24 protein-coding genes are annotated in these 21,799 nt (G+C 59.9%); 9 read left to right on the top strand and 15 right to left on the bottom strand.

Going from position 1 to position 21,799, the window contains the following annotated elements; genetic code table 11:
• Positions 1 to 17: 17 nt before the first annotated feature.
• Positions 18 to 1,265 carry a tyrosine--tRNA ligase gene (gene tyrS / locus TRM7615_RS15645; protein ID WP_108789205.1) on the bottom strand — a complete coding sequence of 416 codons (1,248 nt, stop codon included), beginning with the start codon at positions 1,263 to 1,265 and terminating at the stop codon, positions 18 to 20.
• Positions 1,266 to 1,372: 107 nt separating this feature from the next.
• Between tyrS and TRM7615_RS15650 the strand changes: the two genes are divergently transcribed.
• Positions 1,373 to 2,485, top strand: coding sequence for an anhydro-N-acetylmuramic acid kinase (locus TRM7615_RS15650; protein ID WP_108789207.1), 1,113 nt, complete (start codon positions 1,373 to 1,375; stop codon positions 2,483 to 2,485).
• 71 nt (positions 2,486 to 2,556) lie between these two features.
• Here TRM7615_RS15650 and TRM7615_RS15655 read toward each other — a convergent pair whose 3' ends face one another.
• Together TRM7615_RS15655 and TRM7615_RS15660 are read right to left on the bottom strand one after the other, a co-directional pair.
• Positions 2,557 to 3,447, bottom strand: a complete 891-nt coding sequence (locus TRM7615_RS15655; protein ID WP_108789209.1) for a fatty acid desaturase — start codon at positions 3,445 to 3,447, stop codon at positions 2,557 to 2,559.
• A 40-nt stretch (positions 3,448 to 3,487) separates the two neighbouring features.
• A complete protein-coding gene (locus TRM7615_RS15660) occupies positions 3,488 to 3,907 on the bottom strand; it encodes a cupin domain-containing protein (RefSeq protein ID WP_108789211.1) in 420 nt (139 codons plus the stop codon).
• A gap of 91 nt (positions 3,908 to 3,998) precedes the next feature.
• On the opposite strand from TRM7615_RS15660, the gene TRM7615_RS15665 reads away from it, so the two are divergent.
• Positions 3,999 to 5,411, top strand: coding sequence for a protein adenylyltransferase SelO (locus TRM7615_RS15665; protein ID WP_108789596.1), 1,413 nt, complete (start codon positions 3,999 to 4,001; stop codon positions 5,409 to 5,411).
• 127 nt (positions 5,412 to 5,538) lie between these two features.
• Here TRM7615_RS15665 and TRM7615_RS15670 read toward each other — a convergent pair whose 3' ends face one another.
• Positions 5,539 to 6,414, bottom strand: coding sequence for a DMT family transporter (locus TRM7615_RS15670; RefSeq protein WP_108789213.1), 876 nt, complete (start codon positions 6,412 to 6,414; stop codon positions 5,539 to 5,541).
• Positions 6,415 to 6,548: 134 nt separating this feature from the next.
• On the opposite strand from TRM7615_RS15670, the gene TRM7615_RS15675 reads away from it, so the two are divergent.
• Together TRM7615_RS15675 and TRM7615_RS15680 are read left to right on the top strand one after the other, a co-directional pair.
• Positions 6,549 to 7,235, top strand: coding sequence for an endonuclease/exonuclease/phosphatase family protein (locus TRM7615_RS15675; protein WP_108789215.1), 687 nt, complete (start codon positions 6,549 to 6,551; stop codon positions 7,233 to 7,235).
• Positions 7,236 to 7,692: 457 nt separating this feature from the next.
• On the top strand, positions 7,693 to 8,418 hold the full coding sequence (locus TRM7615_RS15680; RefSeq protein WP_125133699.1) for a winged helix-turn-helix transcriptional regulator: 726 nt from the start codon (positions 7,693 to 7,695) through the stop codon (positions 8,416 to 8,418).
• A gap of 83 nt (positions 8,419 to 8,501) precedes the next feature.
• Here TRM7615_RS15680 and TRM7615_RS15685 read toward each other — a convergent pair whose 3' ends face one another.
• The 3 genes from TRM7615_RS15685 to TRM7615_RS15695 all read right to left on the bottom strand — a co-directional run bounded on the left by TRM7615_RS15685 (position 8,502) and on the right by TRM7615_RS15695 (position 12,142).
• The gene (locus TRM7615_RS15685) at positions 8,502 to 9,809 is read right to left on the bottom strand and encodes a DEAD/DEAH box helicase (protein ID WP_235824112.1); all 1,308 of its coding nucleotides are present in this window, start codon (positions 9,807 to 9,809) and stop codon (positions 8,502 to 8,504) included.
• A 250-nt stretch (positions 9,810 to 10,059) separates the two neighbouring features.
• Positions 10,060 to 11,163, bottom strand: coding sequence for an acyltransferase family protein (locus TRM7615_RS15690; RefSeq protein WP_108789219.1), 1,104 nt, complete (start codon positions 11,161 to 11,163; stop codon positions 10,060 to 10,062).
• Between the two features lie 4 nt (positions 11,164 to 11,167).
• Positions 11,168 to 12,142 carry a sterol desaturase family protein gene (locus tag TRM7615_RS15695; protein ID WP_108789221.1) on the bottom strand — a complete coding sequence of 325 codons (975 nt, stop codon included), beginning with the start codon at positions 12,140 to 12,142 and terminating at the stop codon, positions 11,168 to 11,170.
• Positions 12,143 to 12,281: 139 nt separating this feature from the next.
• On the opposite strand from TRM7615_RS15695, the gene TRM7615_RS15700 reads away from it, so the two are divergent.
• Positions 12,282 to 12,695: a Fur family transcriptional regulator gene (locus tag TRM7615_RS15700; RefSeq protein ID WP_085795788.1), complete on the top strand. Its 414-nt coding sequence runs from the start codon at positions 12,282 to 12,284 to the stop codon at positions 12,693 to 12,695.
• Here the strand turns inward: TRM7615_RS15700 and TRM7615_RS15705 are convergent.
• A complete protein-coding gene (locus TRM7615_RS15705; protein ID WP_108789223.1) occupies positions 12,692 to 13,084 on the bottom strand; it encodes a hypothetical protein in 393 nt (130 codons plus the stop codon). The two genes, TRM7615_RS15700 and TRM7615_RS15705, sit on opposite strands and share 4 nt — an antisense overlap.
• Before the next feature lie 50 nt (positions 13,085 to 13,134).
• The gene (locus TRM7615_RS15710) at positions 13,135 to 13,998 is read right to left on the bottom strand and encodes a DMT family transporter (RefSeq protein WP_108789225.1); all 864 of its coding nucleotides are present in this window, start codon (positions 13,996 to 13,998) and stop codon (positions 13,135 to 13,137) included.
• A gap of 150 nt (positions 13,999 to 14,148) precedes the next feature.
• On the opposite strand from TRM7615_RS15710, the gene TRM7615_RS15715 reads away from it, so the two are divergent.
• The 3 genes from TRM7615_RS15715 to TRM7615_RS15725 all read left to right on the top strand — a co-directional run bounded on the left by TRM7615_RS15715 (position 14,149) and on the right by TRM7615_RS15725 (position 16,913).
• Entirely contained in the window at positions 14,149 to 15,018 is an 870-nt protein-coding gene (locus tag TRM7615_RS15715; protein WP_108789227.1) for a DMT family transporter, read from the top strand.
• 67 nt (positions 15,019 to 15,085) lie between these two features.
• A complete protein-coding gene (gene eno, locus TRM7615_RS15720; protein WP_108789229.1) occupies positions 15,086 to 16,360 on the top strand; it encodes a phosphopyruvate hydratase in 1,275 nt (424 codons plus the stop codon).
• A gap of 85 nt (positions 16,361 to 16,445) precedes the next feature.
• A complete protein-coding gene (locus tag TRM7615_RS15725; RefSeq protein ID WP_108789231.1) occupies positions 16,446 to 16,913 on the top strand; it encodes an MEKHLA domain-containing protein in 468 nt (155 codons plus the stop codon).
• A 2-nt stretch (positions 16,914 to 16,915) separates the two neighbouring features.
• Here the strand turns inward: TRM7615_RS15725 and TRM7615_RS15730 are convergent, their stop codons facing one another.
• From TRM7615_RS15730 to mazG, 6 genes are all read right to left on the bottom strand, one after another.
• Complete coding sequence (locus TRM7615_RS15730) at positions 16,916 to 17,203, bottom strand: DUF1330 domain-containing protein (RefSeq protein ID WP_108789233.1); 288 nt, start codon at positions 17,201 to 17,203, stop codon at positions 16,916 to 16,918.
• A gap of 139 nt (positions 17,204 to 17,342) precedes the next feature.
• A complete protein-coding gene (locus TRM7615_RS15735; RefSeq protein WP_108789235.1) occupies positions 17,343 to 17,627 on the bottom strand; it encodes a hypothetical protein in 285 nt (94 codons plus the stop codon).
• A gap of 108 nt (positions 17,628 to 17,735) precedes the next feature.
• On the bottom strand, positions 17,736 to 18,185 hold the full coding sequence (locus TRM7615_RS15740; RefSeq protein WP_108789237.1) for a GNAT family N-acetyltransferase: 450 nt from the start codon (positions 18,183 to 18,185) through the stop codon (positions 17,736 to 17,738).
• Positions 18,182 to 18,694: a GrpB family protein gene (locus TRM7615_RS15745; protein WP_108789239.1), complete on the bottom strand. Its 513-nt coding sequence runs from the start codon at positions 18,692 to 18,694 to the stop codon at positions 18,182 to 18,184. Before TRM7615_RS15745 ends, TRM7615_RS15740 begins: the two co-directional genes overlap by 4 nt.
• Complete coding sequence (locus TRM7615_RS15750) at positions 18,691 to 19,632, bottom strand: nucleoside hydrolase (RefSeq protein ID WP_108789241.1); 942 nt, start codon at positions 19,630 to 19,632, stop codon at positions 18,691 to 18,693. Before TRM7615_RS15750 ends, TRM7615_RS15745 begins: the two co-directional genes overlap by 4 nt.
• Before the next feature lie 85 nt (positions 19,633 to 19,717).
• A complete protein-coding gene (gene mazG, locus TRM7615_RS15755; RefSeq protein ID WP_108789599.1) occupies positions 19,718 to 20,539 on the bottom strand; it encodes a nucleoside triphosphate pyrophosphohydrolase in 822 nt (273 codons plus the stop codon).
• Positions 20,540 to 20,605: 66 nt separating this feature from the next.
• Between mazG and TRM7615_RS15760 the strand changes: the two genes are divergently transcribed.
• On the top strand, positions 20,606 to 21,772 hold the full coding sequence (locus TRM7615_RS15760) for a M20 aminoacylase family protein (protein ID WP_108789243.1): 1,167 nt from the start codon (positions 20,606 to 20,608) through the stop codon (positions 21,770 to 21,772).
• The last annotated feature ends 27 nt before the right edge of the window (positions 21,773 to 21,799 follow it).

Raw genomic sequence — 21,799 nt, forward strand, 5'->3', positions numbered from 1 at the left:
CGCTTGTCGAGTTTTGGTCAGCCCAGCTGCACCAGCGCGTGACGTTTCTTGCCCGCGCTCAGCTTGATCGGCGAGGACAGCGCGCCCGCGTCAATCATCAACCCGCCATCGGTCAAGGGGGCATCGTCCAGCTTGGCACCGTTTTCGGCGATCAGGCGCTTGGCCTCTTTGCCCGACTTGGCCAGACCGGATTTGACGATCAACTGAACGATCGAAACAGGCAAATCGCCCTCGGCAAGGGTCAGGGTGGGCAGGTCGTCGCCAACACCGCCCTTTTCGAACACTTCGCGCGCAGTTGCCTCGGCCGTAGCTGCCGCATCCGCACCATGACACAGCTTGGTGACTTCGTTCGCCAAGACGATCTTGGCATCGTTGATCTCGGACCCGGCCAACGCCCCCAGACGCTCGCATTCATCGATGGGCAACTCGGTATAAAGCTTGAGGAAGCGGCCCACGTCAGCGTCCGTGGTGTTGCGCCAGAATTGCCAGAATTCGTAAGGCGAGCGCATGTCGGCGTTCAGCCAGACCGCGCCATCCTGGCTTTTGCCCATCTTTTTGCCGTCGCTGGTGGTCAGCAGCGGCGACGTCAGGCCAAAAACCTCTCCTTCGATGGTGCGGCGGGTCAGGTCGATGCCGTTGACGATGTTACCCCACTGATCCGATCCGCCCATCTGCAGGATACAGCCATAGCGCCGGTTCAGCTCCATGAAGTCATAGGCCTGCAGGATCATGTAGTTGAATTCCAGGAACGACAGCGATTGCTCGCGATCCAGGCGGGATTTCACGCTTTCAAACGACAGCATCCGGTTGACCGAGAAATGCCGCCCGATGTCGCGCAGAAACTCAAGGTAGTTCAGATCGTCCAGCCACTCCGCATTGTTCAGCATCAGGGCCGCGTTTTCTGCGCCGCTGTCATAGTCGATGTAGGCCGAGAACACCTTTTTGATGCCCGCGATATTGTCGTCGATCTGCGCTTCGGTCAGCAGCGGGCGTTCGTCAGCCCGGAATGACGGATCGCCAACCTTGGTGGTGCCGCCGCCCATGAGCGTAATTGGCTTATGGCCGGTCTTTTGCAGCCACCGCAGCATCATGATCTGGATGAGAGAACCCACATGCAGCGACTTGGCCGTTGCATCAAAGCCGATATAACCCGGTTGCACACCCTTGATCAGTGCCTCATCAAGGCCCTGATAATCGGTGCAGTCAGCCAAAAAGCCGCGCTCGATCATCACAGCGATGAAATCCGATTTGGGATGGTAGGTCATGTCTTGCCTCGGGTTTGTGTTGCGGGGCAGTGTATAGAGCGCAAAGGCACGAGAGGGAAACCATTTTCCGTCTGTTTTTGTGGGGTGGGACAACAAAGGATAAGGCCATGAGCAGGGCCATCAGACAAGGCGGGCCGATCCGGGCCTTGGGGGCGATGTCGGGTACCTCACTCGATGGGGTGGACGCAGCCGTGGTCGAGACCGACGGCGCGCGCATTTTCGGATTTGGGCCAAGCGGTTATCAGGGCTACACCCCTGAACAGCGCGAGGTTCTGCGGGCAGGTCTGGGGCAATGGACCGGCGACGCAGTCGATGCGGCCGGAGAGTTGGTGACGCAAGCGCATGCCAAGGCCTTGTCGGACTTCGACGACGTAGAGCTCGTGGGCTTTCATGGTCAGACCCTGGCGCACGATCCACAGGGGCGGCGCACCCTGCAGGTCGGCAACGGGGCAGAGCTGGCGCAGGCTCTGGGTCGTTCGGTTGTCTGGGATTTTCGGTCCGATGATGTTGCCATGGGCGGCGAGGGTGCGCCGCTGGCGCCATTCTTTCACTTTGCCTGTGCCAAGTGGATTGGGGCGGACGCTCCGCTGTGTTTCCTGAACCTTGGCGGGGTTGGCAACCTAACTTATGTCGACCCCTCTTTTGACAAGCCGGAGCAGCCCGGTGCCTTGCTGGCGTTTGATACCGGCCCGGCGAACGCACCTATCAATGATTTGGTGCAAGCGCGTCTTGGATTGCCGATGGACAAGGACGGCGCCGTTGCTGCGGGCGGCGAAGTGGAAACGGGCGCGCTGGAACTGTTTCTGGCAGAGCCATATTTCTCAAGAATGCCGCCGAAGTCATTGGACAGGAACGATTTTGCCGAAATGATTGGTTTGGTGGCCGAGTTGGGAGACGCCGACGCCGTGGCCACTTTGACAGGTATGTGCGCCGCTGGCGTGGTTCAGGGGATGGAGCATTGCCCCAAACCGCCCACCCGTGTTCTGGTCACCGGAGGCGGCCGTCAAAACCCCGTGCTGATGGAAATGCTGCGCGTTTCGCTGGATTGCCCAATTGAACCGGTCGAGGCTGTGGGGCTGGATGGCGACATGCTCGAGGCGCAGGCCTTTGCCTTTCTCGCGGTGCGCGTGGCGCGAGGCATGCCGACGTCCTGTCCCGGCACCACAGGCGTTGGTGCTTTGGTTGGTGGCGGGATCGTCAGTGTTCCGGAGTTTGGATAGCAAGTAAGGAGCGCTGCCCCCGTCGCTTTGAGACTCCCCCGGAGTGTTTTTGAAAAGGTGAAAAAGGTAGATCAGCGCGTCAGCGCGCGGGCGTAATCTGCCGTGAACTCGGCATAGCCGTTTGAGGTGGATTTCAGATGCTCTTGGGTCCAGCGGTGAAAGGCCGGGAGTTGGTGGAACGGCACGTTGGGAAAGCTGTGATGTTCCGCATGATAGGGCATGTTCCACGCCAGAAACCGAACGATCCGGTTGGTGAAGGTGGTGCGTGAGTTTTCCAGCATGTTGGCCACGGGCGGGCAGAGCCCGTGTTCGGCCAGCAGATAGAGCCGCAGAACCGGCTGGCCCACGATCAGCGGCAAGAGCCAGGCCCAAAACAGCACCGGTGACCAGATCAGGCTGAGGGCACCAAGCGCATACAGGCCGAGCAGAACGCGCGCTTCGCGTCGCATCGCACCGTGCTGACGTTCCGGCAGATAGGGGGCATCCAGCTCTCCCCGTGCGTTGGCGACAAGTGTTTTTGCCATTCCGGTCCAATAGAACCAGCCGCTGAGGTAGACCAGCATATCGGGCCAGTTGCCCGGGCGCGGTTTGCCCGCCAATTCCGGGTCACGGTCCGGGTCGTTGGTCCATTTGTGATGGGCCAGGTGAAAATAACGGAACCAGACAAAGGGCAGGGCGATCAGAAGACCGACGACGTGGCCCACCACCTCGTTCAGCCAACGGCTTTTGAACGGGGTTTGGTGGGTGCACTCGTGGCTGAGCGTGAAAAGGAACACCAGCAAGATGCCCTGCGGCAGAATCAGCAAGCCCCAGAGCGGGACCTGCGTTGCGATGCCAAGGGTGCAAAGTCCCAGGGAGACGGCATACAGACCCAGGTGTTTCAATCCGGCCCAATCAGACCGTTCGGTCAGCTTGGCTTTGGCCTCGGGTGGCAGGCTGGAAATAAGCGCGCGGTGATCCATGAAGGCACCCTGTCAGCGGCTTTTGGGTTTGGCAAGCACCTCATGCGCGGGGAATGTCGAACCCTTTGTCCGCCAATTCGAACCCCTCGAATTGGAACCCTGGAGAGACGGTGCAACTGACCAGCGTGTAATCGCCAGTTGTACGCGCAGCCTGCCAATGGCCTTCGGGCACGATAAGCTGCGGCGCCCCCTGGTTCAGATCGGGGGTCAGCAGGTGATCCTGCGCTGGACCCTCATCCCTGGCGCTCAACGACAGGATCAGCGGGGCGCCCGCGTGATAAAGCCAGATCTCGGTGGCGTCGACCCGGTGCCAATGGCTGCTTTCCCCCGCCTTCAGCAGAAAATAGATGCATGTGCCCGTGGCGCGGCCTTCATTTTCTGCCACCCAGGTCTGACGGTACCAGCCGCCTTCGGGGTGGGGGGACAGGTTCAGGTGGTTGATGATCTGCTCGGGTGTCATGGGGCCCTCGGGTGTTGGTTTGGTGCGACTATGCCGGGGACGGACGGAATGTGCTATGGCAATCGTGGGTTCAGGACTTATGTTGCGGCGCATGACACTGATGATCCCCTTCGACAACTCATATGCTCGCCTACCGGGCGTGTTTTACTCCAAACAAACGCCGGTCCCAGTGCGCGCGCCGAGGCTGGTGGCATTCAATACCGATCTGGCTGCCGTGATGGGCATCACCCCCGGCGAGGTCGAAGAGATGGCACAGGTCTTTGCCGGCAACCAGGTGCCCGAGGGCGCCGACCCGATCGCACAGCTTTATGCGGGGCATCAGTTCGGCCATTACAATCCACAGCTTGGTGACGGCCGCGCGGTTCTGCTGGGCGAAACCGTGGGGTCGGATGGCCTGCGGCGTGATCTTCAGCTTAAGGGATCGGGCCGCACGCCCTATTCGCGGCAGGGCGACGGGCGCGCCTGGCTCGGGCCGGTGCTGCGCGAATATGTGGTGTCCGAGGCGATGCATGCGCTTGGCATTCCAACGACCCGCGCCTTGGCAGCTGCCGAGACCGGTGAGACGGTTCTGCGAGAGGCGCCGTTGCCGGGTGCCGTACTGGCGCGCGTGGCCTCCAGCCACTTGCGGGTGGGCACGTTTCAGGTCTTTGCCGCGCGCGGCGAGATGGGCAGCCTCAAGCAACTGACTGACTATGCCATTGCCCGGCATTACCCGCTCGCGGATGGCCCCATGGGCCTGCTACGCGGGGTAAGGGATGCGCAGGTTAAGCTGATCGCGCAGTGGATGGGGGTGGGTTTCATTCACGGGGTTATGAACACGGACAACAGCTCGATTGCCGGGGAAACCATCGACTACGGTCCATGCGCCTTCATGGACAGCTATCACCCGAACACGGTCTACAGCTCGATCGACCGTATGGGGCGTTATGCCTATTCCAACCAGCCCGATATCGCCGTGTGGAACATGGCGCAGCTGGCTACCTCGCTGATCCAACAGATGCCCGACCGCGAGGCCGCCGTGGAAGAGGCGACCGAGATCGTTCACGCCATGCCCGATCTGCTGCAAGAGGCCTGGCAGGCGCAGTTCCGGCGCAAGCTGGGGCTGACTGAGGCGCAGGAGGGCGATGCCGAACTGATCGCGGACCTGCTGCAACGCATGGCGCAGAACCAGGCGGATTTCACCAACACCTTTCGGAATTTGGGACGGGCTGAAGCACGAGATCAGTTCCTTGATCCGGTGGCCTATGATGATTGGCTGGTGAAATGGCAGGCAAGAGCAGAGGCTGACGCCCTGGAGGTGATCGCTGCGACAAACCCGGCCTTCATCCCCCGCAACCACCGGGTGGAGCAGATGATCCAGGCGGCGGTTGATGGGGATTATGCGCCCTTCCAAAGACTGCAAAAGGTTTTGGTTGCGCCCTACAAAGATCAGCCAGATCATGCAGATCTGCAAAGCCCACCGGCTGAGACTGAGGTCGTGCAGGCGACGTTCTGCGGAACCTGATCCTTGCTTGCCGCGTGTCACAAGCCTCTCGTTCTGCAGTGACGCGCCTCGCCACAGGCGAGGCGCCCGGCCCAACGGAGCAAGGGCCCGTCAGGGCATGATGCGAGGGCGGGAGCGCTTCGAGTATTCAAGGACGGTTGATCAGATAAATACCGGCGGCAACCAGCGCGAGTGCAGCCCAAATCTGCAACCCGATTTCTTCGCCAAGCAAGGCCCAGCCAAGCAGAACCGCCAGGATCGGCGACAGAAAACTGAACGATGCGACGCCACTGGCCTGATAGATCGCCAGCAGGCGGAACCAAGCCATAAAGCCAAGCCCCACCACTCCAATGGCCTGAAACGCCAGACCCGCCAGGTGAAGAGGCTGCACATCGCGCACCAACTCGCCAAACAAAGGGGCAGCTAGCAGTAACAGCGGCGCCGAAACCACCAACTGACACATCAGCTGCATCTCGGCGCTGGCCTTCGACAGGTCGGTCATTCGCACCACCAATGCGATCCCGGCCCAGCACATGGCGCCAAGTAGCGAATAGAGATCTCCTGCAAGACTCACTTGCCCGCTGTCGCGCTCAGCAAAGGCCACGACGATGCCACCCATGGCCAGCACCAGCCCCAAAATCCGCACTGAGCTGAGTTTCTCACCCGGCAACAGCAGATGCCCCGCCAGCGTCAGCCAGACAGGCATCGAATAGAACAGGATCGAGGTGCGGGACACGGTTGTCACATCCAACGCGGAATACAGGCTGATGAACTCGATCGTGAACAGCAACCCAGTCACCAATCCACCCCAAAGGGCCGTCCGTGGCAATTCGATACGTTTGCGAAACACCCACATCCAGCCAAGCAGAAACACCAAGGCGATGGCTGAGCGCAGCCCGGCTTGGAACACTGGGCCAAACCCGGTGCCAGTGACCTTGATCACCACCTGGTTGAAGGCAAGCAACAGCGCGATCCCGATCAGGGCGGCTGCACCAGTGGCATCGATGGGGCGTCTTTGATCCATGTGCCCACAGGATGTGCAATGTGTTGTTGTGTCAACAGGAAACGAACCCCTGCCATGGGTGAGACCTTGCGTCCCTTGAACCTATCCCGCAACATCGCACAGATTGCGGACATTCTCATTTCGGACCCTTCTTCATGCTTCGATTGGCCAGTTACAATATCCAGAAATGCGTCGGTCTCGACTTTCGGCGATTGCCGCGCCGCATTCTGCAGGTTCTGGACCGGATCGGTGCGCAGATCGTGGTGCTGCAAGAGGCGGACAAACGCTTGCCACCACGCCCTGCAGCGCTGCCGCATTTCGTCTTGGATGAAGCAGGCTGGAACATTGTCGATCTGGGCGGAGCCGGCAGTCTGGGGTGGCACGGCAATGCCGTCATTTGGCGGGGCGAGGGGCTGCGCGAGCTTGAAACCGGGCAAATGTCCTTGCCCGGGATGGAGCCGCGCGGCGCGGTTTGGGTGTCGTTTAGCACGCCCATCGGTCCGCTGCGGGTTGTGGGGGCACATCTGGGCCTTTTGTCCCATTCCCGCCAGCAACAGGTGATGCACATCAGCCGTCACATTCAGAACCTGCCCGAAATGCCCACCGTCTGGGCCGGAGATTTCAACGAATGGTCGCGCCAGCCGGTGCTGGACCATCTTGCGCCCAAGATGCGGTTCCTGCCGCCGCTTCCCAGCTTTCCTTCGCCTCAGCCCATCGGTCCGCTAGATCGGATCGCGCTTGGGCCGGGGCTTAAAGCGACTGGACATGGGGTGCACTCGGACCGTCCCGCACATATCGCTTCGGATCATCTCCCGATCTGGGCCGATCTACTGGCGAGTTGACGGTTGTCTGTAACAGGGTTCTTCTTTGTTTCCTGCGCTACACCTCGTTGTCCGAGCCTTGTTCCGCGCAAATAGCCTCTTCCTACAACAAGACGGTCAAAAGTCTCGACCCTTCCCAATCAACAAAACTGATTGTGCCAGCGCATCTTGTCCTTTTGAGTTCGGTGTCAGCCGACTATCCGCTTTGGGTTGAGCGGCTCGAACGCAGTAAGGATCAAACGTTGCACGTCGCGGCGTCGAACAGCACATATCAGACACCTCTCGTCGTCGGTTCGCAGAGAACGCGCGGGAGACAAAGTTACTGAAAAATGGCATTTTGCGTCCTCCAGAAAGCATCTTTTGCTAGGGTCTCATTGCTGAAAGGCTTGCGATAGTAACACCCCGACATCAGCTCGCTACGCTTTTGGGACTGGACTGGAAAACCTAGAGGGGGCTAGCCTTGCGGCAGGGGGATGTGATGACATCAGCAAAGCCATATGGCCTTCTTTGTCCTGTATCCAAAGCCTGCGACGTGCTTGGAGCGCGTTGGACGCTGCCGATCCTTTGTGAAATGTGGGCCGGAGAAACGCGGTTCAATGACATTTGGCGGGCTGTTGGCGGCGTCTCTCCAACCGTTTTGTCACGACGTTTGACTGAAATGGAGCAAGCTGGTTTGGTTGTACGTGTCAAAGACCCGGCATCAGGGACGATTGACTATATGCGAACCCAAAAGGCAATTGACCTTGAACCGGCGTTGGTTGCGTTGGGGCGCTGGTCTCAGCGCAACATCGACGCTGAAATGGCGTTGTCCTATGATCTGTCGACGCTCATGTGGGCCATGCGTCGACTGGACACCAGCAGTTTTCCAAACAGACGGATCGTGATCCGTTTCAAGTTCAACGAAAGCTCGGGAGCGCATGACAAATACTGGCTTTTGTTTCGCCCGGGATTTCCACTGGAAATCTGCGTCGATGTTCCCGGCTTTGATGTCGATGTGTTTGTTGAAACAACCGAGCATTCGTTTGCCGCCGTCATATTGGGACGGTCCACGATTGAAAGAGAAATTGGTGATGAGCGGCTATTCATAACCGGTGATGCGTTCATGATGGAGAATCTGTCTGACTGGTTCCCGCGCTCAAACTACGCAAATACAGGCGATGTTTTGCAAACTCGGGGTGCAACACACACCGTCGGCTCTTGTTGAGCGGTTGGGCTTGCTCATCAGGCTGAGTGTAGAAACGGGATGAAAAAAGCGCGCCCGAAAAGGAGCGCGCTTTGTTTCGGGCATTATGCAGCTGAGCGAGGTCCGCTTTTGGCACCGCGCTTTGGACCGCGACGCCGACGGTTGTTGCCACCAGCAGGCTTGGCGCCGGCACCACCTTGCGGGCCGCCACGGTTGCCACCCCGGTTGCCGCCGCGGCGCGGAGCTTTGCCGCGCGCAGGTTTGGCCTCTTCTTCGACCGGCTGCCACGGACGGCCCGACGCGACCGGGATCTGCTGGCCGATCACCTTCTGGATGGCCCGGAACTCGTCCATCTCATCCGGGGCGCAGAACGCAATCGCCGCACCGTCCTTACCGGCACGCGCGGTGCGGCCAATCCGGTGCACATATGCGTCTGGCACATTGGGCAGATCATAGTTGTAGACGTGTTTGACGTCAGGAATGTCCAATCCGCGCGCCGCTACATCTGTTGCCACCAACACTTTGACTTCGCCTGACTTAAACGCGGCAATGGCGCGCTCGCGCTGGCCCTGACTTTTGTTGCCGTGCACTGCTGCGGTTGCGTATCCGGCTTTTTCCAGCAGGCGAGACAGCTTGTCCGACCCATGTTTGGTGCGGCCAAAGACAATTGCGCGTTCTTCACGATGGCCATCCAGCAGCTCGATCAACAGCTTGGACTTTTCGGCCTTGGCGATGAAATGGATTGCCTGCGTGACCTTATCGGCGGTTTTGCCGGGGGGCGAAACCTCGATCCGCTTGGGGTTGCTCAGATAGCTTTGCGCGATCTCGTTCATCTGTTTGGGCATGGTGGCCGAGAACAGCATGGTCTGGCGATCCTTGGGCAGCACGCCGGCAATCTTGCGCAGCGCGTGGATAAAGCCCAGGTCCAGCATCTGGTCGGCCTCGTCCAGCACCAGGAAAGAACATTCTTCCAGGTCCACCGCCTTGCGGTCCATCAGGTCCAGCAGACGGCCAGGCGTGGCCACCAGAATATCGACGCCGCGTTCCAGGCGCTTGATCTGCGGGTTGATCGAAACACCACCCACAACGATCGCAACCTTGATCGGCGTGTTTTCGGTGAGTGCTTTCAGCGTCTCGGCAATTTGCTGGGCCAGTTCGCGCGTCGGGGCCAGGATCAGGCTGCGTACGACTCCATGCGCGGGCTTGCGCCCGTATTTTAGCATCAAAGTGACCAACGGCAGGCCAAAGGCTGCCGTCTTGCCGGTGCCGGTTTGGGCCAGCCCCATCACGTCTTCGCCGTTCAGAGCGTGCGGAATGGCACGTTTCTGGATCGGGGTAGGGTCGGTGATGCCCATATCGGTCAGGCGGTTCACCAGGACCTTGGGCAGGTCCATCATGTCAAAATCGCTCACTTCATATCCTTTCACGCCTGCCAACACGGCAAACGCAACATGGCCGCCCCTTATGGGCGACCTCTTGGGGCGCGCGGAGCCTCGGGCTTGCGGGGCCGAATGCCCTTCAAGCCGGTCCGGCGCTTTGCCCCACGCGTGATTTTGGGAACAGCAGGTTCAGGTCCATGACTGCGATCCGGGTCTTGGATCGGGCGGTTCAGCCGCTCTTTGGTCTTATCTGCTCACGCGGCAGAGGACAAAAACCTGTGGCTCACATGGAGGGCCCAGTGGGTTTTGTCAAGCCATGGGTGGCAGAACGCATTTGACCTGAGGCGCGAAGCACCCACCGCCGCATGGCAGGGAGAGGGCGTTCAAAAACAGCGGCAAAGGCATAGCAGATTAACACCGTGGTTGTGAAAAGCGCCAGATTGCTCAAGCCAGGCAGGCTCGCATCAAGCCACTGCAGCACAGGGTAATGCACCAGATACAGTGAGAAACTCCCACCAGCGCACCAATTCGCAAAGCCTGCAAGGCGCGACAGATCGGCTTGACGTGCCAATCCGGCTGCGCCCAACAAATGCATTGTGGTCAGCGCTCCCAACAATGCGTTCCACAGGTATTCATCAGAGAACCGCAGATCATGCGCACCAAACATGGGTTGCACGGTGCTTTGCACAATCCCCGACACGTCGATCGCCAGGCACAAGGCATAGGTTGCGACGGGTCCAAGGGTCATAAGCATCAGAGCCTGCGCGGACAGCCCATTGATCAGATACAGCTTACGGTAAAGCCACACACCCATCAGCCAGGCGGGCATCAGCAGCAGCACGTTCAGGCCAAAGAGCAGGCAGAACAGCACCAGCAACGCCGCGCGGCGCAACCCATTCAGATAGAAGCAGACAGCAAAAAGGACATAATAGGCAGCCTCATAGCTCAAGGACCAGAAGGGGCCGTTGCTACCCAGCCGCGCGCTGAGGCCCGACCATTCGTTGGAAAAGCTCAATCCCCGTGCCAGCATTTCCCACAGGGGCAGGGGCGCGTAGTAAGGTGCGAAATAGCTGGCCGGGTCAGCGGTGCTGCCCATGCGGTCCAGCACCAAGGTCAGCACCAAAGCAGGAACAGCGACCGAGATCAGGCGGGACAGGCGCGAAAATGCAAAACGTCCCATCGTGTCGTCTTTGCGCTCGGCCGTCAGTGCAATAACAAAGCCTGATAGCACAAAGAATATGACAACCGCGTCCGAGCCCAGGTTCAGCTCGCGCACCCACATCCAATCTCCGCCCGAAAATCGTGGATAGGCAAAGTGGGACAGCAGCACAACCATCGCCGCGCCAAAGCGCAGCAGGTTGAGGTATGTGGAAAAGCCTGGGGTCATGTGTTCACTCGGCCGGGGTAACAGTGGGCTTGGCGTCCTTGCGGCGCAGCTTTTTGCGGATTTGGCGCAGGCTGTCACGGATGGGCACAACCAGGGCCGCTGTCAGGCTGTCGTGGCGTTGTGTCAGGCGGTTGCCCTGGGCATCACCCAGACCAAATTCCAGCTTCTCGGCCGTCTGCGGGACGTAAAGCGTGCCGAACATCCAGTCCCAGATCGCCAGAACTTCGCCATAATTGGTGTTGTGATGGGCAGGATCGATGGAATGGTGGATCTGGTGCTGCGCGGGCGAGATCAGGATGTGTTCCATCACCCGGCCATAGCTGAGCCAGATGTGCGTGTGGCGGAAATTGGCTCCCAGCATGTTGAAGAGCAGATAGCCTGCATTCACACCCAACAACATGCCCATGGTCACGCCACCGGGGAACATCGCCAGCAGGACACCTTGGGTCAGGCCGATCATGGCGCCGTGGATCACGGATTTGGTCAGGTCATAAATCGGGTGTTTGCGGTACACAGTCACCGGCGTCATCACCTCGGCCGAATGGTGCAGCGAGTGAAATGGCCAGAGGATGTGAACCTCATGATGCAGGCGGTGAACCCAATAGGTCGCGAAATCACTGACCACCAGCAAAAGTGCGGCAATAACAAAAGGGTGGGGCGTTGTCTCGGCCACTTGCGGCAGGGGCAGATGTGCCGCCACAAAGGGCGCCACTATCGTGCCGAGCGCGATTACGTTGAATGCACCAGCCACCGTTAAAAGCCGAGACAGCGCAAAGACCTTTAGGTCAACGATATGCGAGGGGTGCAGCCAGACGGCTTTGGGCATCAGCCATTGCAGAAACGGCTGGCGTTCGCTCCGCAGTCGGTAAAGCGCCGCGGCAATCACCAGCGTCGCGATCAGATAGAGCGGCCAAAGCCGACTTTTGTTGCCAAAACTGGCATCCCACAGATCCACCCCGATCCCAGATAGATATTCCATATCACCACGTCCGACTGCTCTTTTGTTATGCACACAGACTAGATGGCGTTTTCGTCAGCAATATGGCGCGATTTCCGGTTTTCCTGTGACCTGTTATGGCTTAAACCGGAAAGCCACTTGACCTCTGGGGGCCGCATACATGCCGGACACAATCATTTCGCGCTGCGAAGCCAAAGGGCTGCGCATGACCGGTCAGCGGCGTGTGATCGCCAAGGTCCTGCAGGAAAGCGACGATCATCCGGACGTCGAAGAGCTTTATGCTCGTGCCAGCGCGCTTGATTCCGCGATCTCGATCGCAACGGTCTATCGTACGGTCAAACTGTTCGAAGAAGCGGGCATTCTCGAGCGGCTGGAATTCGGCGATGGCCGCGCCCGGTATGAGGATGCTGAACGCGATCATCATGACCACCTGATCGACATGAACTCGGGCGAGGTGATCGAGTTTTGCGACCCCGAGATCGAGGCATTGCAGGAAAAGATCGCAGCAAAGCTGGGGTATGAGCTGCGCGGTCACAAGCTGGAACTCTACGGCGTGCCGCGCAACAAGGATTAATCCTTGATCGTTCTGTCGTAGCAGTACGCCCGCGCCTGAGCCGAGCTGAGGACGTTACCCACCAGATCAACCGTGTTCGAAGCCGAGGTGACTGCGCCCTGTTGTGGCGGTGTCAGGCTGAATTGCACGGATGTTTTGCCAGGCTCGCCAACGCTGGCGCCGCGACCCCTCCAGACAAAGATGCGGTCACTGGAGGATCTTGACAGCTGCGAGATCACATAGACCCCGGCACCACACCAATAGTCGCCGGGGGCGCGGCCACTTTTAACCACCACTTCGAACACGTTTGCAGCGACGGGATAGACGTTGAAGTTGTTGGCGTACCCGGCCTGGGCCATGTGGCCCGGCACCATGAGACCTGCCAGTAGGGCGGCTTTGATCATGTTCATGTTCTCTCTCCCTTTTGGTGTGCTTGTTACGCATCACGGCGGGGGACGGATCACTTGCGCGCGCGGTTCACGGCCTCGCGGTGAAAGATGTAGAGCGATGAGGCGATGATGATTGCGGCCCCGAGCAGGGTCATCGCATCCGGTATTTCGGCAAAGAAAAAGAACCCAAAAGCTGAGGCATAGATCAGCTTCATGTATTGAACATTGCCGATGATGCTGGCCTCTCCCAACCGCAACGCCTGCACGCCCAGCCATTGCGCCACGGTTGCGATCACGCCAAGGGCGATCATGAACAGCAGATCATCCATGTCCGGTGTCTGCCAGAGCCAGATCAGGGGAATTCCTGCCAAAAGCCCCACAAAAAACGACTGATAGATCAGCAAGGTCGCGGTATCCTCGGTTTGTGACAACTTGCGGATGCACACGCCCGCGGTTGCTGCTCCCAAGGCGCCCACGACGGGGATCAGGGCATAAGGATCGATGAACCCATCCAGCCCGGGTCGCATGGCCACGAGAACACCCAGGAAACCCACCCCAATGGCGGCGATACGATGTCGGCCAACGTTTTCGCCCAAGAAAAATGCGGCCAACAGCGCCAGAAAGAACACCTGAGCAAAGGTCAGCGTCACGGCGGTTGCCAGCGGCAGCACCGCGACCGCCCAGATCCCGGCGGTCAGGGCCACAAAGGCGCCTGCGATGCGGATTGCATGAATGCCGGGGCGACGGGTGCGCAAGCTGTTCGGGAAATTGCGGATCACCTGAGGGGTGGCCGACATAAACACTACGATCTGCCGTATGAACAGGATTTGCAACACGTGGTATTCCGTGACCGCCACCTTGGCCATCGCCGCCGTGGTGGAAAAGAGCGCCACCGACACCATCGACCACAGGACACCCTGCAGGTTCTTTGACATGCGCTACTCTCTCCCCCTTCGCGTTGCCTTTTCCTAAGTATCCGTTAGTAACCGATCAATGAAAAGAACAACCGTTTGCCGCTTGCACAAGTGGTGCGGATTCGTCATGGCTTGCGCAGTACACGACCTTTTTGTGTGGGACCCCTGACAATGGAAAATCTGCGCGGCGCCGGATTGATGACGCTGGCCATGCTTGGCTTTGCGTTCGAAGACATGTTCATCAAGCTGATGGCAGACGCCATGGCGACCTGGCAGATCATCTTTGTGCTGGGGACAGGCGGGGCGTTTGTGTTTGCGGTTCTGACCTTGATGAAGCGCCAGCCGCTCTTTACCCGCGCCTACCTGAGCGCGCCGGTAATGCTGCGCAATCTGGGCGAACTGATCGGCACGCTGGGGTTTGTCACCGCCATCGCGCTGACGCCGATCTCGCAGGCGTCGGCGATCTTGCAGGCGACACCATTGGCCGTGACCCTGGGTGCGGCTCTGTTTCTGCATGAGCCTGTTGGCTGGCGGCGTTGGTCAGCGATCCTGGTGGGCTTTGCCGGGGTCATGCTGGTTATCCGTCCGGGGACCGAAGGGTTCGACATCCGTTCGCTTTTTGCGGTGCAGGGTGTTGTTGGGCTGGCGATCCGCGATCTGGCCACTCGCAAGGTTCCTAAAGAGACGTCGTCGTTCCAGCTGAGCTTTCTGGCGTTCCTGATGCTGATCCCGGCGGCTTTCATTCTGTCGCAGTTCAGTGATCAGGCATGGGTTGCACCTACACCCAAGATCTGGGGCCTGTTTGTGGGCGTCGTGGGGCTGGGTGTGGCCGCTTACTATGCCATCGTGGCTGCCATGCGGATCGGTGAAGTGTCCTTTGTGACCCCGTTTCGCTACTCGCGCATGATCTTTGCACTGGTCGTGGGTTTTGTGGTCTTCGACGAACGCCCCGACGCGCTGATGCTGGCAGGGGCGGCGGTGATCGTGGGTTCGGGCATCTATACGATCTGGCGTGAGCGCAAACATCGCCCTGCGGCTTAAGAGCCCCTTTTATCATGGGCTTTTGCCCGGTATGAGGCGCGCAAAGCATCTCTACTGGGACGATATCATGAGCACCATTATCGACATTCACGCGCGCGAAATTCTGGATAGCCGGGGCAATCCGACGGTTGAGGTGGACGTGATCCTGGAAGACGGCACCCTGGGCCGCGCAGCCGTGCCCTCGGGCGCGTCGACCGGCGCACATGAGGCAGTGGAAAAGCGCGATGGCGACAAGGATCGTTATCTGGGCAAGGGCGTGCTGGACGCGGTGGCGTCGGTGAATGGCGAAATCGCCGAGGCGCTGGTTGGCTTTGACGCGACCGAGCAGGTGGCAATTGACGCCACCATGATCGAACTGGACGGCACCCCAAACAAAGCCCGCCTGGGCGCCAACGCGATCCTGGGCGTGTCAATGGCCGTGGCCAAAGCCGCAGCCGAGTTTACCGGTCAGCCGCTGTTCCGTTACGTGGGCGGCACCTCGGCCCGCGTTCTGCCGGTGCCGATGATGAACATCATCAACGGCGGCGAGCATGCCGACAACCCGATCGACATCCAGGAATTCATGATCATGCCCGTTTCGGCCGCGAACATCCGCGAAGCCGTACGCATGGGCGCCGAAGTGTTCCACACCCTGAAAAAAGAGCTTTCCGCCGCGGGCCTGTCGACCGGCATCGGTGACGAGGGTGGCTTTGCCCCCAACATCGCCTCGACCCGCGATGCGTTGGATTTCATCAAAACTTCGGTTGAAAAAGCGGGCTACAAGCTGGGCGAAGACATTTACCTGGCACTCGATTGCGCGTCCTCCGAGTACTACAAGGATGGCAAGTACGAGCTGAAGGGCGAAGGCAAATCGCTGACCTCGGAAGAGAACGCGCAATATCTGGCGGACCTCTGCGCCGACTACCCGATCATTTCGATCGAGGACGGCATGGACGAGGATGACTGGGCAGGCTGGAAGCTGCTGACCGACAAGATCGGCGACAAGGTACAACTGGTGGGCGACGACCTGTTCGTAACCAACCCCACGCGTCTGGCGGATGGCATCGCGCAGGGCGTTGCCAACTCGATGCTGGTCAAGGTGAACCAGATCGGTTCGCTGACCGAAACGCTCAAGGCCGTCGAAATGGCCCACCGCGCGCGCTACACCAACGTGATGTCGCACCGCTCGGGCGAAACCGAGGATGCCACCATCGCCGACCTCGCCGTGGCCACCAACTGCGGCCAGATCAAAACCGGCTCGCTGGCGCGCTCGGACCGGTTGGCGAAATACAACCAGCTGATCCGCATCGAGGAACTGCTGGGTGAAACCGCAGAATACGCGGGTCGGTCGATTTTGAAATAAGCCCACCTTGGTGGTTTGAAGTCCATACGCCCCGGCCAATGGTTCGGGGCGTTTCTTTTGAGAAGAGCGGCAGGACAACAATTCCATGGTTAAGAAACAGTTGGCCGAACCAGCGCTGGGCAATAACTACCAGCCCGATCATGCTCAATTTCTTGTCGGGACCTTTGCCAGGATCACTGGGCGACCGCTACTTGCCGTCGAAGATGCACGGGTGCTTTATCACGCGCCGTTTCCGATCCTGTCGCACGATACGGACGAAGATCCGGTTCTTACCTATGGCAATCTGGCGGCGCAAAAGCTGTGGGAGATGGATTGGGATGCGCTCACGGCGTTACCCTCGCGCCTGACGGCGGAACCGGCAGAGCGGGGGCAGCGGGACGCGATGTTTGCCGAAATGCGCGCCAAGGGGTTCATTGAAAACTACGCTGGCATACGCGTTTCGGCGACCGGCAAACGGTTCGAGATCCGCAACGCCATCATCTGGCCGTTGCTGGCAGAGGACGGCACCAAGCTGGGCGAGGCGGCCACGTTCAAGGACTACACATTCCTCTGAGGTCAGACGCCGTCGACCAGCATCAGGTCCGTTTCAGCCGCCATTTCGCGCACCAATCGGGCGGCCGTGTATTCCTGTGATTCATAAAACTGGCGGGCCCCATCCATGTCGTCGAACTCGATCACGATGCTCAACCCGCGCAGATCGCCTTCGCGGTGATCGGGGGCAGGGTTACGGACCAGAACGCGGCCGCCGTATTGCTGGATGGCGGGGCCGGACATGGCTTTGAACTCTTCGAATTTCTCGGGATCGTGTACCCGGATGTGGGCGATCAGATAGGCTTTGGGCATGGCAATGACCTTTCGAATACAAGGTCGATCATAGCCCGGATTTCCAAGATTTTGAATACGCGCGGTGTTCGCGGGATTTTCAGCAGCCCGGCACGAGGTAATTCGCCGGGCTGCTGATATGCGGGGGACGGGTAACCCGTCAGCCGCGCATTTTCTTGACGATCATGCCGACGACAACCTGCACCACCAGGCCCGCGACACCGCCACCCACCAGATTGGCGGCCATGGCGCCCAGATCGACACCACCAGCGGCCGCCGCTCCGCCTGCGCCCATGAGGCCGCTGATCAGCTGGCCGCCGCCGACGCCACCTACGGCGCCTGCAAGCATGTTGCCCAACCCCCCCATGTCCGAGCCGGGCATCGCCTTGGCCCCGCCCACGCCGCCAAGGCCGCCGCCCACGATCTGTGCCAGAAGCTGTTCCATCTCTCCACTCCCTGTTCTTACTCGTTACCAAACGTGACGGGGACCTAGCCGGGACGCCGGCAGGGCGTCACGGGGAAAGCGCGGGAAAAATTGTCCGAATTGAACGCGTCAGAGCGTCTTGCTCATCAGCATGTAACGCTCGCGCGGTCGAAACCCGGTGCGGGTATAGAGCCGCTGCGCGGTCTCGTTCTCGCGTTCGACCTCCAGATGCAGCGCGGTCAGGCCAGCAGTGGCAAGCGCCTTGGGGAGTTGGATCAGGACTTCGGTCGCAATTCCGCGTCCGCGCACGGCGGGGCGGATGTAGATCTCGTCGACGAACCCGTCCATGCCGCCAAACTCGACCGACCAGCCAAAGGTGACGATGACATAACCCAAAGGCGCGCGGGCCGGGCCGATCAGATAGATACAGCCATGCGGTATGCCTTCGAGCAGGGGGATCAGCGCGGCGTAACGGGCCTCGTCGGTGCTCTCCAACCCTTCCTCTTTGTGAAATGCGGCCACCAAACCCAGCAGACGTTCGATGTCTTCAGGGCGGGCGAGGTGCAGGGCTGCGCTCATGAATAGTGCTCCAGGGCCTTGGTTTCCGCCTTGTCGATCCAGTCTGCCTTGCAGGCGCCATAGGCCTGGTGATCGCCGGGGTGCAAAGCTGCACATCGGGCTTTGACAGAGGTATAGGCCGCACGCAAGGGCGCATTGTCCCTGAGCACATCGCGCAAGGCCAGATGCCGGGTGATTTCGGCAGAGCCTTGCGCATAGCAATGAGCGTGAAACAGACGTTTGCCCGTGTCCGGGTCGATCAGGCGGACATAGCGCCGACCGGGCAGGCCAAACTCGCCAAGCCATTCATAGCCAATGCTCTCGATCCGGGTCTGAACAGCGTCGCAGGCGTCTGTCGTTTCGAAAACGGGCAGCAGGTCGATGATCGGTTTGGCAGGCAGGCCGGGAACCGAGGTCGAACCAATATGATGGATTGTCACCAGCCCCGGCAATTCCAGCGCCCGCCAACGATCAGCCTCGGCCTGGGCTTGAACCGGCCATTTGGGGTCAGGGGCGACAATCAAGCTCACAATCGGGCCAGACGTTCGGTCAGCAGGTTGAAAAAGCCATCAGCATCCAGATCGCCCATGAACATGGCATTGGGCGCGCGATCCGTGACGCGCCACCAATCGGCCACTGTCATGCCGAGGGTCAGCCCAGACCCGGTTTCAACCTCGACGTTGATATGTCGACCTGTGAACAGCTCTGGTTTGATAAGGTAGGCGGTGACACAGGGGTCATGCAGCGGGGCGCCTACGGAGCCATATTTTTCCTTGTCGAAGCGCTCGAAGAAATCGGTCATTTCGGCCACGGCGATGCCCGGTTCGGTGCCAAGAGCACGGAAGGCGTCGTTGCGGGGTTTGGTGACCAGCGCCTTGTGCGTTACATCAAGCGGCATGACCACAATCGGCGCGCCAGATTTGAACACGATATCAGCGGCTTCGGGGTCGACGTATATGTTGAATTCAGCTGCGGGGGTGATGTTTCCGACCTCGAAATAAGCCCCCCCCATCAGCACGATTTCCTGCACCTTTTCGACGATGTCGGGGGCTTTTTGAAAGGCCGTCGCGATGTTGGTGAGTGGCCCCAAGGGGCACAGCGTGACGGTGCCTGCATCATGGCCGCGCAATGTGTCGATTATGAAATCCACCGCGTGCCCCTCGGTCAGAGGCATCTGCGGGTCTGGCAGAGTGGGACCGTCCAGACCGGTTTTGCCATGAACATGTTCGGCAGTGACCAGTTTGCGGTTAAGCGGCGCGTCACAGCCTGCATAGACGGGCACGTCGGTTTTCCCGGCCAGTTCACAGACGATGCGCGCGTTTTTCTGGGTCAGTGGCAGGGGTACGTTGCCGGCCACGGCAGTGATGCCCAGAACGTCAATCTCTTCGGGGCTGGCCAGTGCCAGAAGGATGGCCACCGCGTCGTCCTGGCCGGGGTCGGTGTCGATGATGATTTTGCGGGCGGTCATGGGTGGCTCCGATGTTGGTCAGGGTGGGGGCTCTGCCCCCGTCGCTTTGCGACTCCCCGGGAGTATTTGAAAAAGGGTGAAGGGATCATCGAGCGTTGTTTTCGCGGGCCTTGGCCAGATCCCAAAGGGCGTCCATCTCTTCGAGTGTTGAGGTTTGCGGGGTTTTACCGCGATTGGTCAATTCGGCCTCGACCGTTTCGAACCGCCGGGTGAACTTGGCATTGGTGCGGCGCAGGGCGGTCTCCGGCTCAACCCCCAGATGGCGGCCGAGGTTGACCATGACAAACAAGAGATCGCCAAACTCATCTTCCATCGCGTCTGCGTCCAGGTTGTCGCGCGCCTCGACCAGTTCGGCGGCCTCTTCGGTGATCTTGGCCAGCACGTTACTGGCATCGGGCCAATCGAACCCAACGCGGGCGGCGCGTTTTTGCAGTTTCAGCGCGCGCAGCAGGGCGGGCAGATTGGGAGCCACGCCATCAAGTGCGCCTTTCTGTTCTTTGCCGGCACGTTCGGCTGCTTTGATCTGTTCCCAATCGGCGGTTTGCTGGTCGGCGGATTTGGCGTTGGATTCGTCGCCGAAGACATGAGGGTGGCGGCTGACCATCTTGTCGGACATGGTGCGCACCACGTCTTGAAAGGTGAAATGCCCTGCCTCTTGCGCCATCTGCGCGTGAAACACCGATTGGAACAGCAAATCGCCCAACTCACCCTTGAGCTCATCCCAGGCCTCTCGTTCGATGGCGTCGGCGACCTCATAGGCCTCTTCGATTGTATAGGGTGCGATGGTTGCAAAATTCTGCTCGACGTCCCACGGACAGCCCGTTTCCGGGTCGCGCAGACGGCGCATGATTTCCAACAGGCGCTCTATCCCTGCGTCAGAGTCGTGGATCAGAGGGGTTTCGGGCATTGCGGCGGCTTTCATTCCGGTGTCAGATGCATCCATTCCGCACCTTTCCACAGGAGTCCAGACCATATGCCCATCGTGAACCGCATCGCCGACTTTGCCGCTGACATGGCAACCTGGCGTCAGCATCTGCATACCATCCCCGAATTGGAGCTGGAATGCCACCAGACCGCGGGTTTTGTCGCCGAGCGTCTGCGGGAGTTCGGAGTGGACGAGTTACACGAAGGAATTGCCCAAACAGGGATCGTGGCGATCATCAATGGACGCGAGCCGGGGGCGACGATTGGGTTGCGCGCGGACATGGATGCCTTGCCGATCACAGAAGAAACGGGATTGGACTATGCCTCGACCCACCCGGGCAAGATGCACGCCTGTGGTCATGACGGGCACACCACGATGCTGCTGGGTGCGGCGCGGTACCTGGCTGAGACGCGAAATTTTGCGGGTCGCGTGGCGCTGATCTTTCAGCCGGGCGAAGAAGCAGGCGGTGGTGCCGACGTGATGGTGCAAGAGGGCATCATGGAACGGTTTTCGATCACTCAGGTCTATGCGCTGCACAACGCGCCCGGCACCGATGAGGGGACGTTCTTTACCACGCCTGGGCCGATCATGGCGGCCGTTGACACGTTTGACATTCACATCCAGGGCAAGGGCGGGCATGGGGCGATGCCGCATGAAACCCGCGATCCGGTGATGGCGGCCTGTGGCATTGCCCAGGCGATCCAGACCATCGTGAGCCGGAACCACTATGCGCTCGATGATCTGGTGGTGTCGGTGACGCAGATACACACCGGGACGGTCGACAACGTCATTCCCGATACCGCCTATATCAATGGCACCGTGCGGACATTCGATCCTGCGGTGCAGAAGATGGTCATGGAGCGGATGGAGCAGATCGTGGCCGGGCAGGCGGTGAGTTACGGTGTCGAGGCCGAGTTGGTCTATGACGTGGGTTACCCCGCGACGATCAACGATGCCTCCAAGGCGGGGTTTGCCGCAGGGGTTGCTCGTGAAGTCGTTGGTGAAGGCAAGGTTGTGGCCGATGCCGGCCGCGAGATGGGGGCCGAGGATTTTTCCTATATGCTGAATGCGCGTCCTGGGGCCTATCTGTTCCTGGGGCAGGGCGAGAGCGCCGGGCTGCATCATCCCAAATACAACTTCAACGACGAGGTAGCGCCCATCGGGGCGTCGTTTTTTGCTCGGATCGTGGAAACGGCACAGCCGGTTTCCCAGTAAGAGATGTGGGAAGACGCCCTTTTGAGC

It is taken from the genome of Falsiruegeria mediterranea M17 (assembly GCF_900302455.1).
Taxonomy (GTDB): Bacteria; Pseudomonadota; Alphaproteobacteria; order Rhodobacterales; family Rhodobacteraceae; genus Falsiruegeria; species Falsiruegeria mediterranea.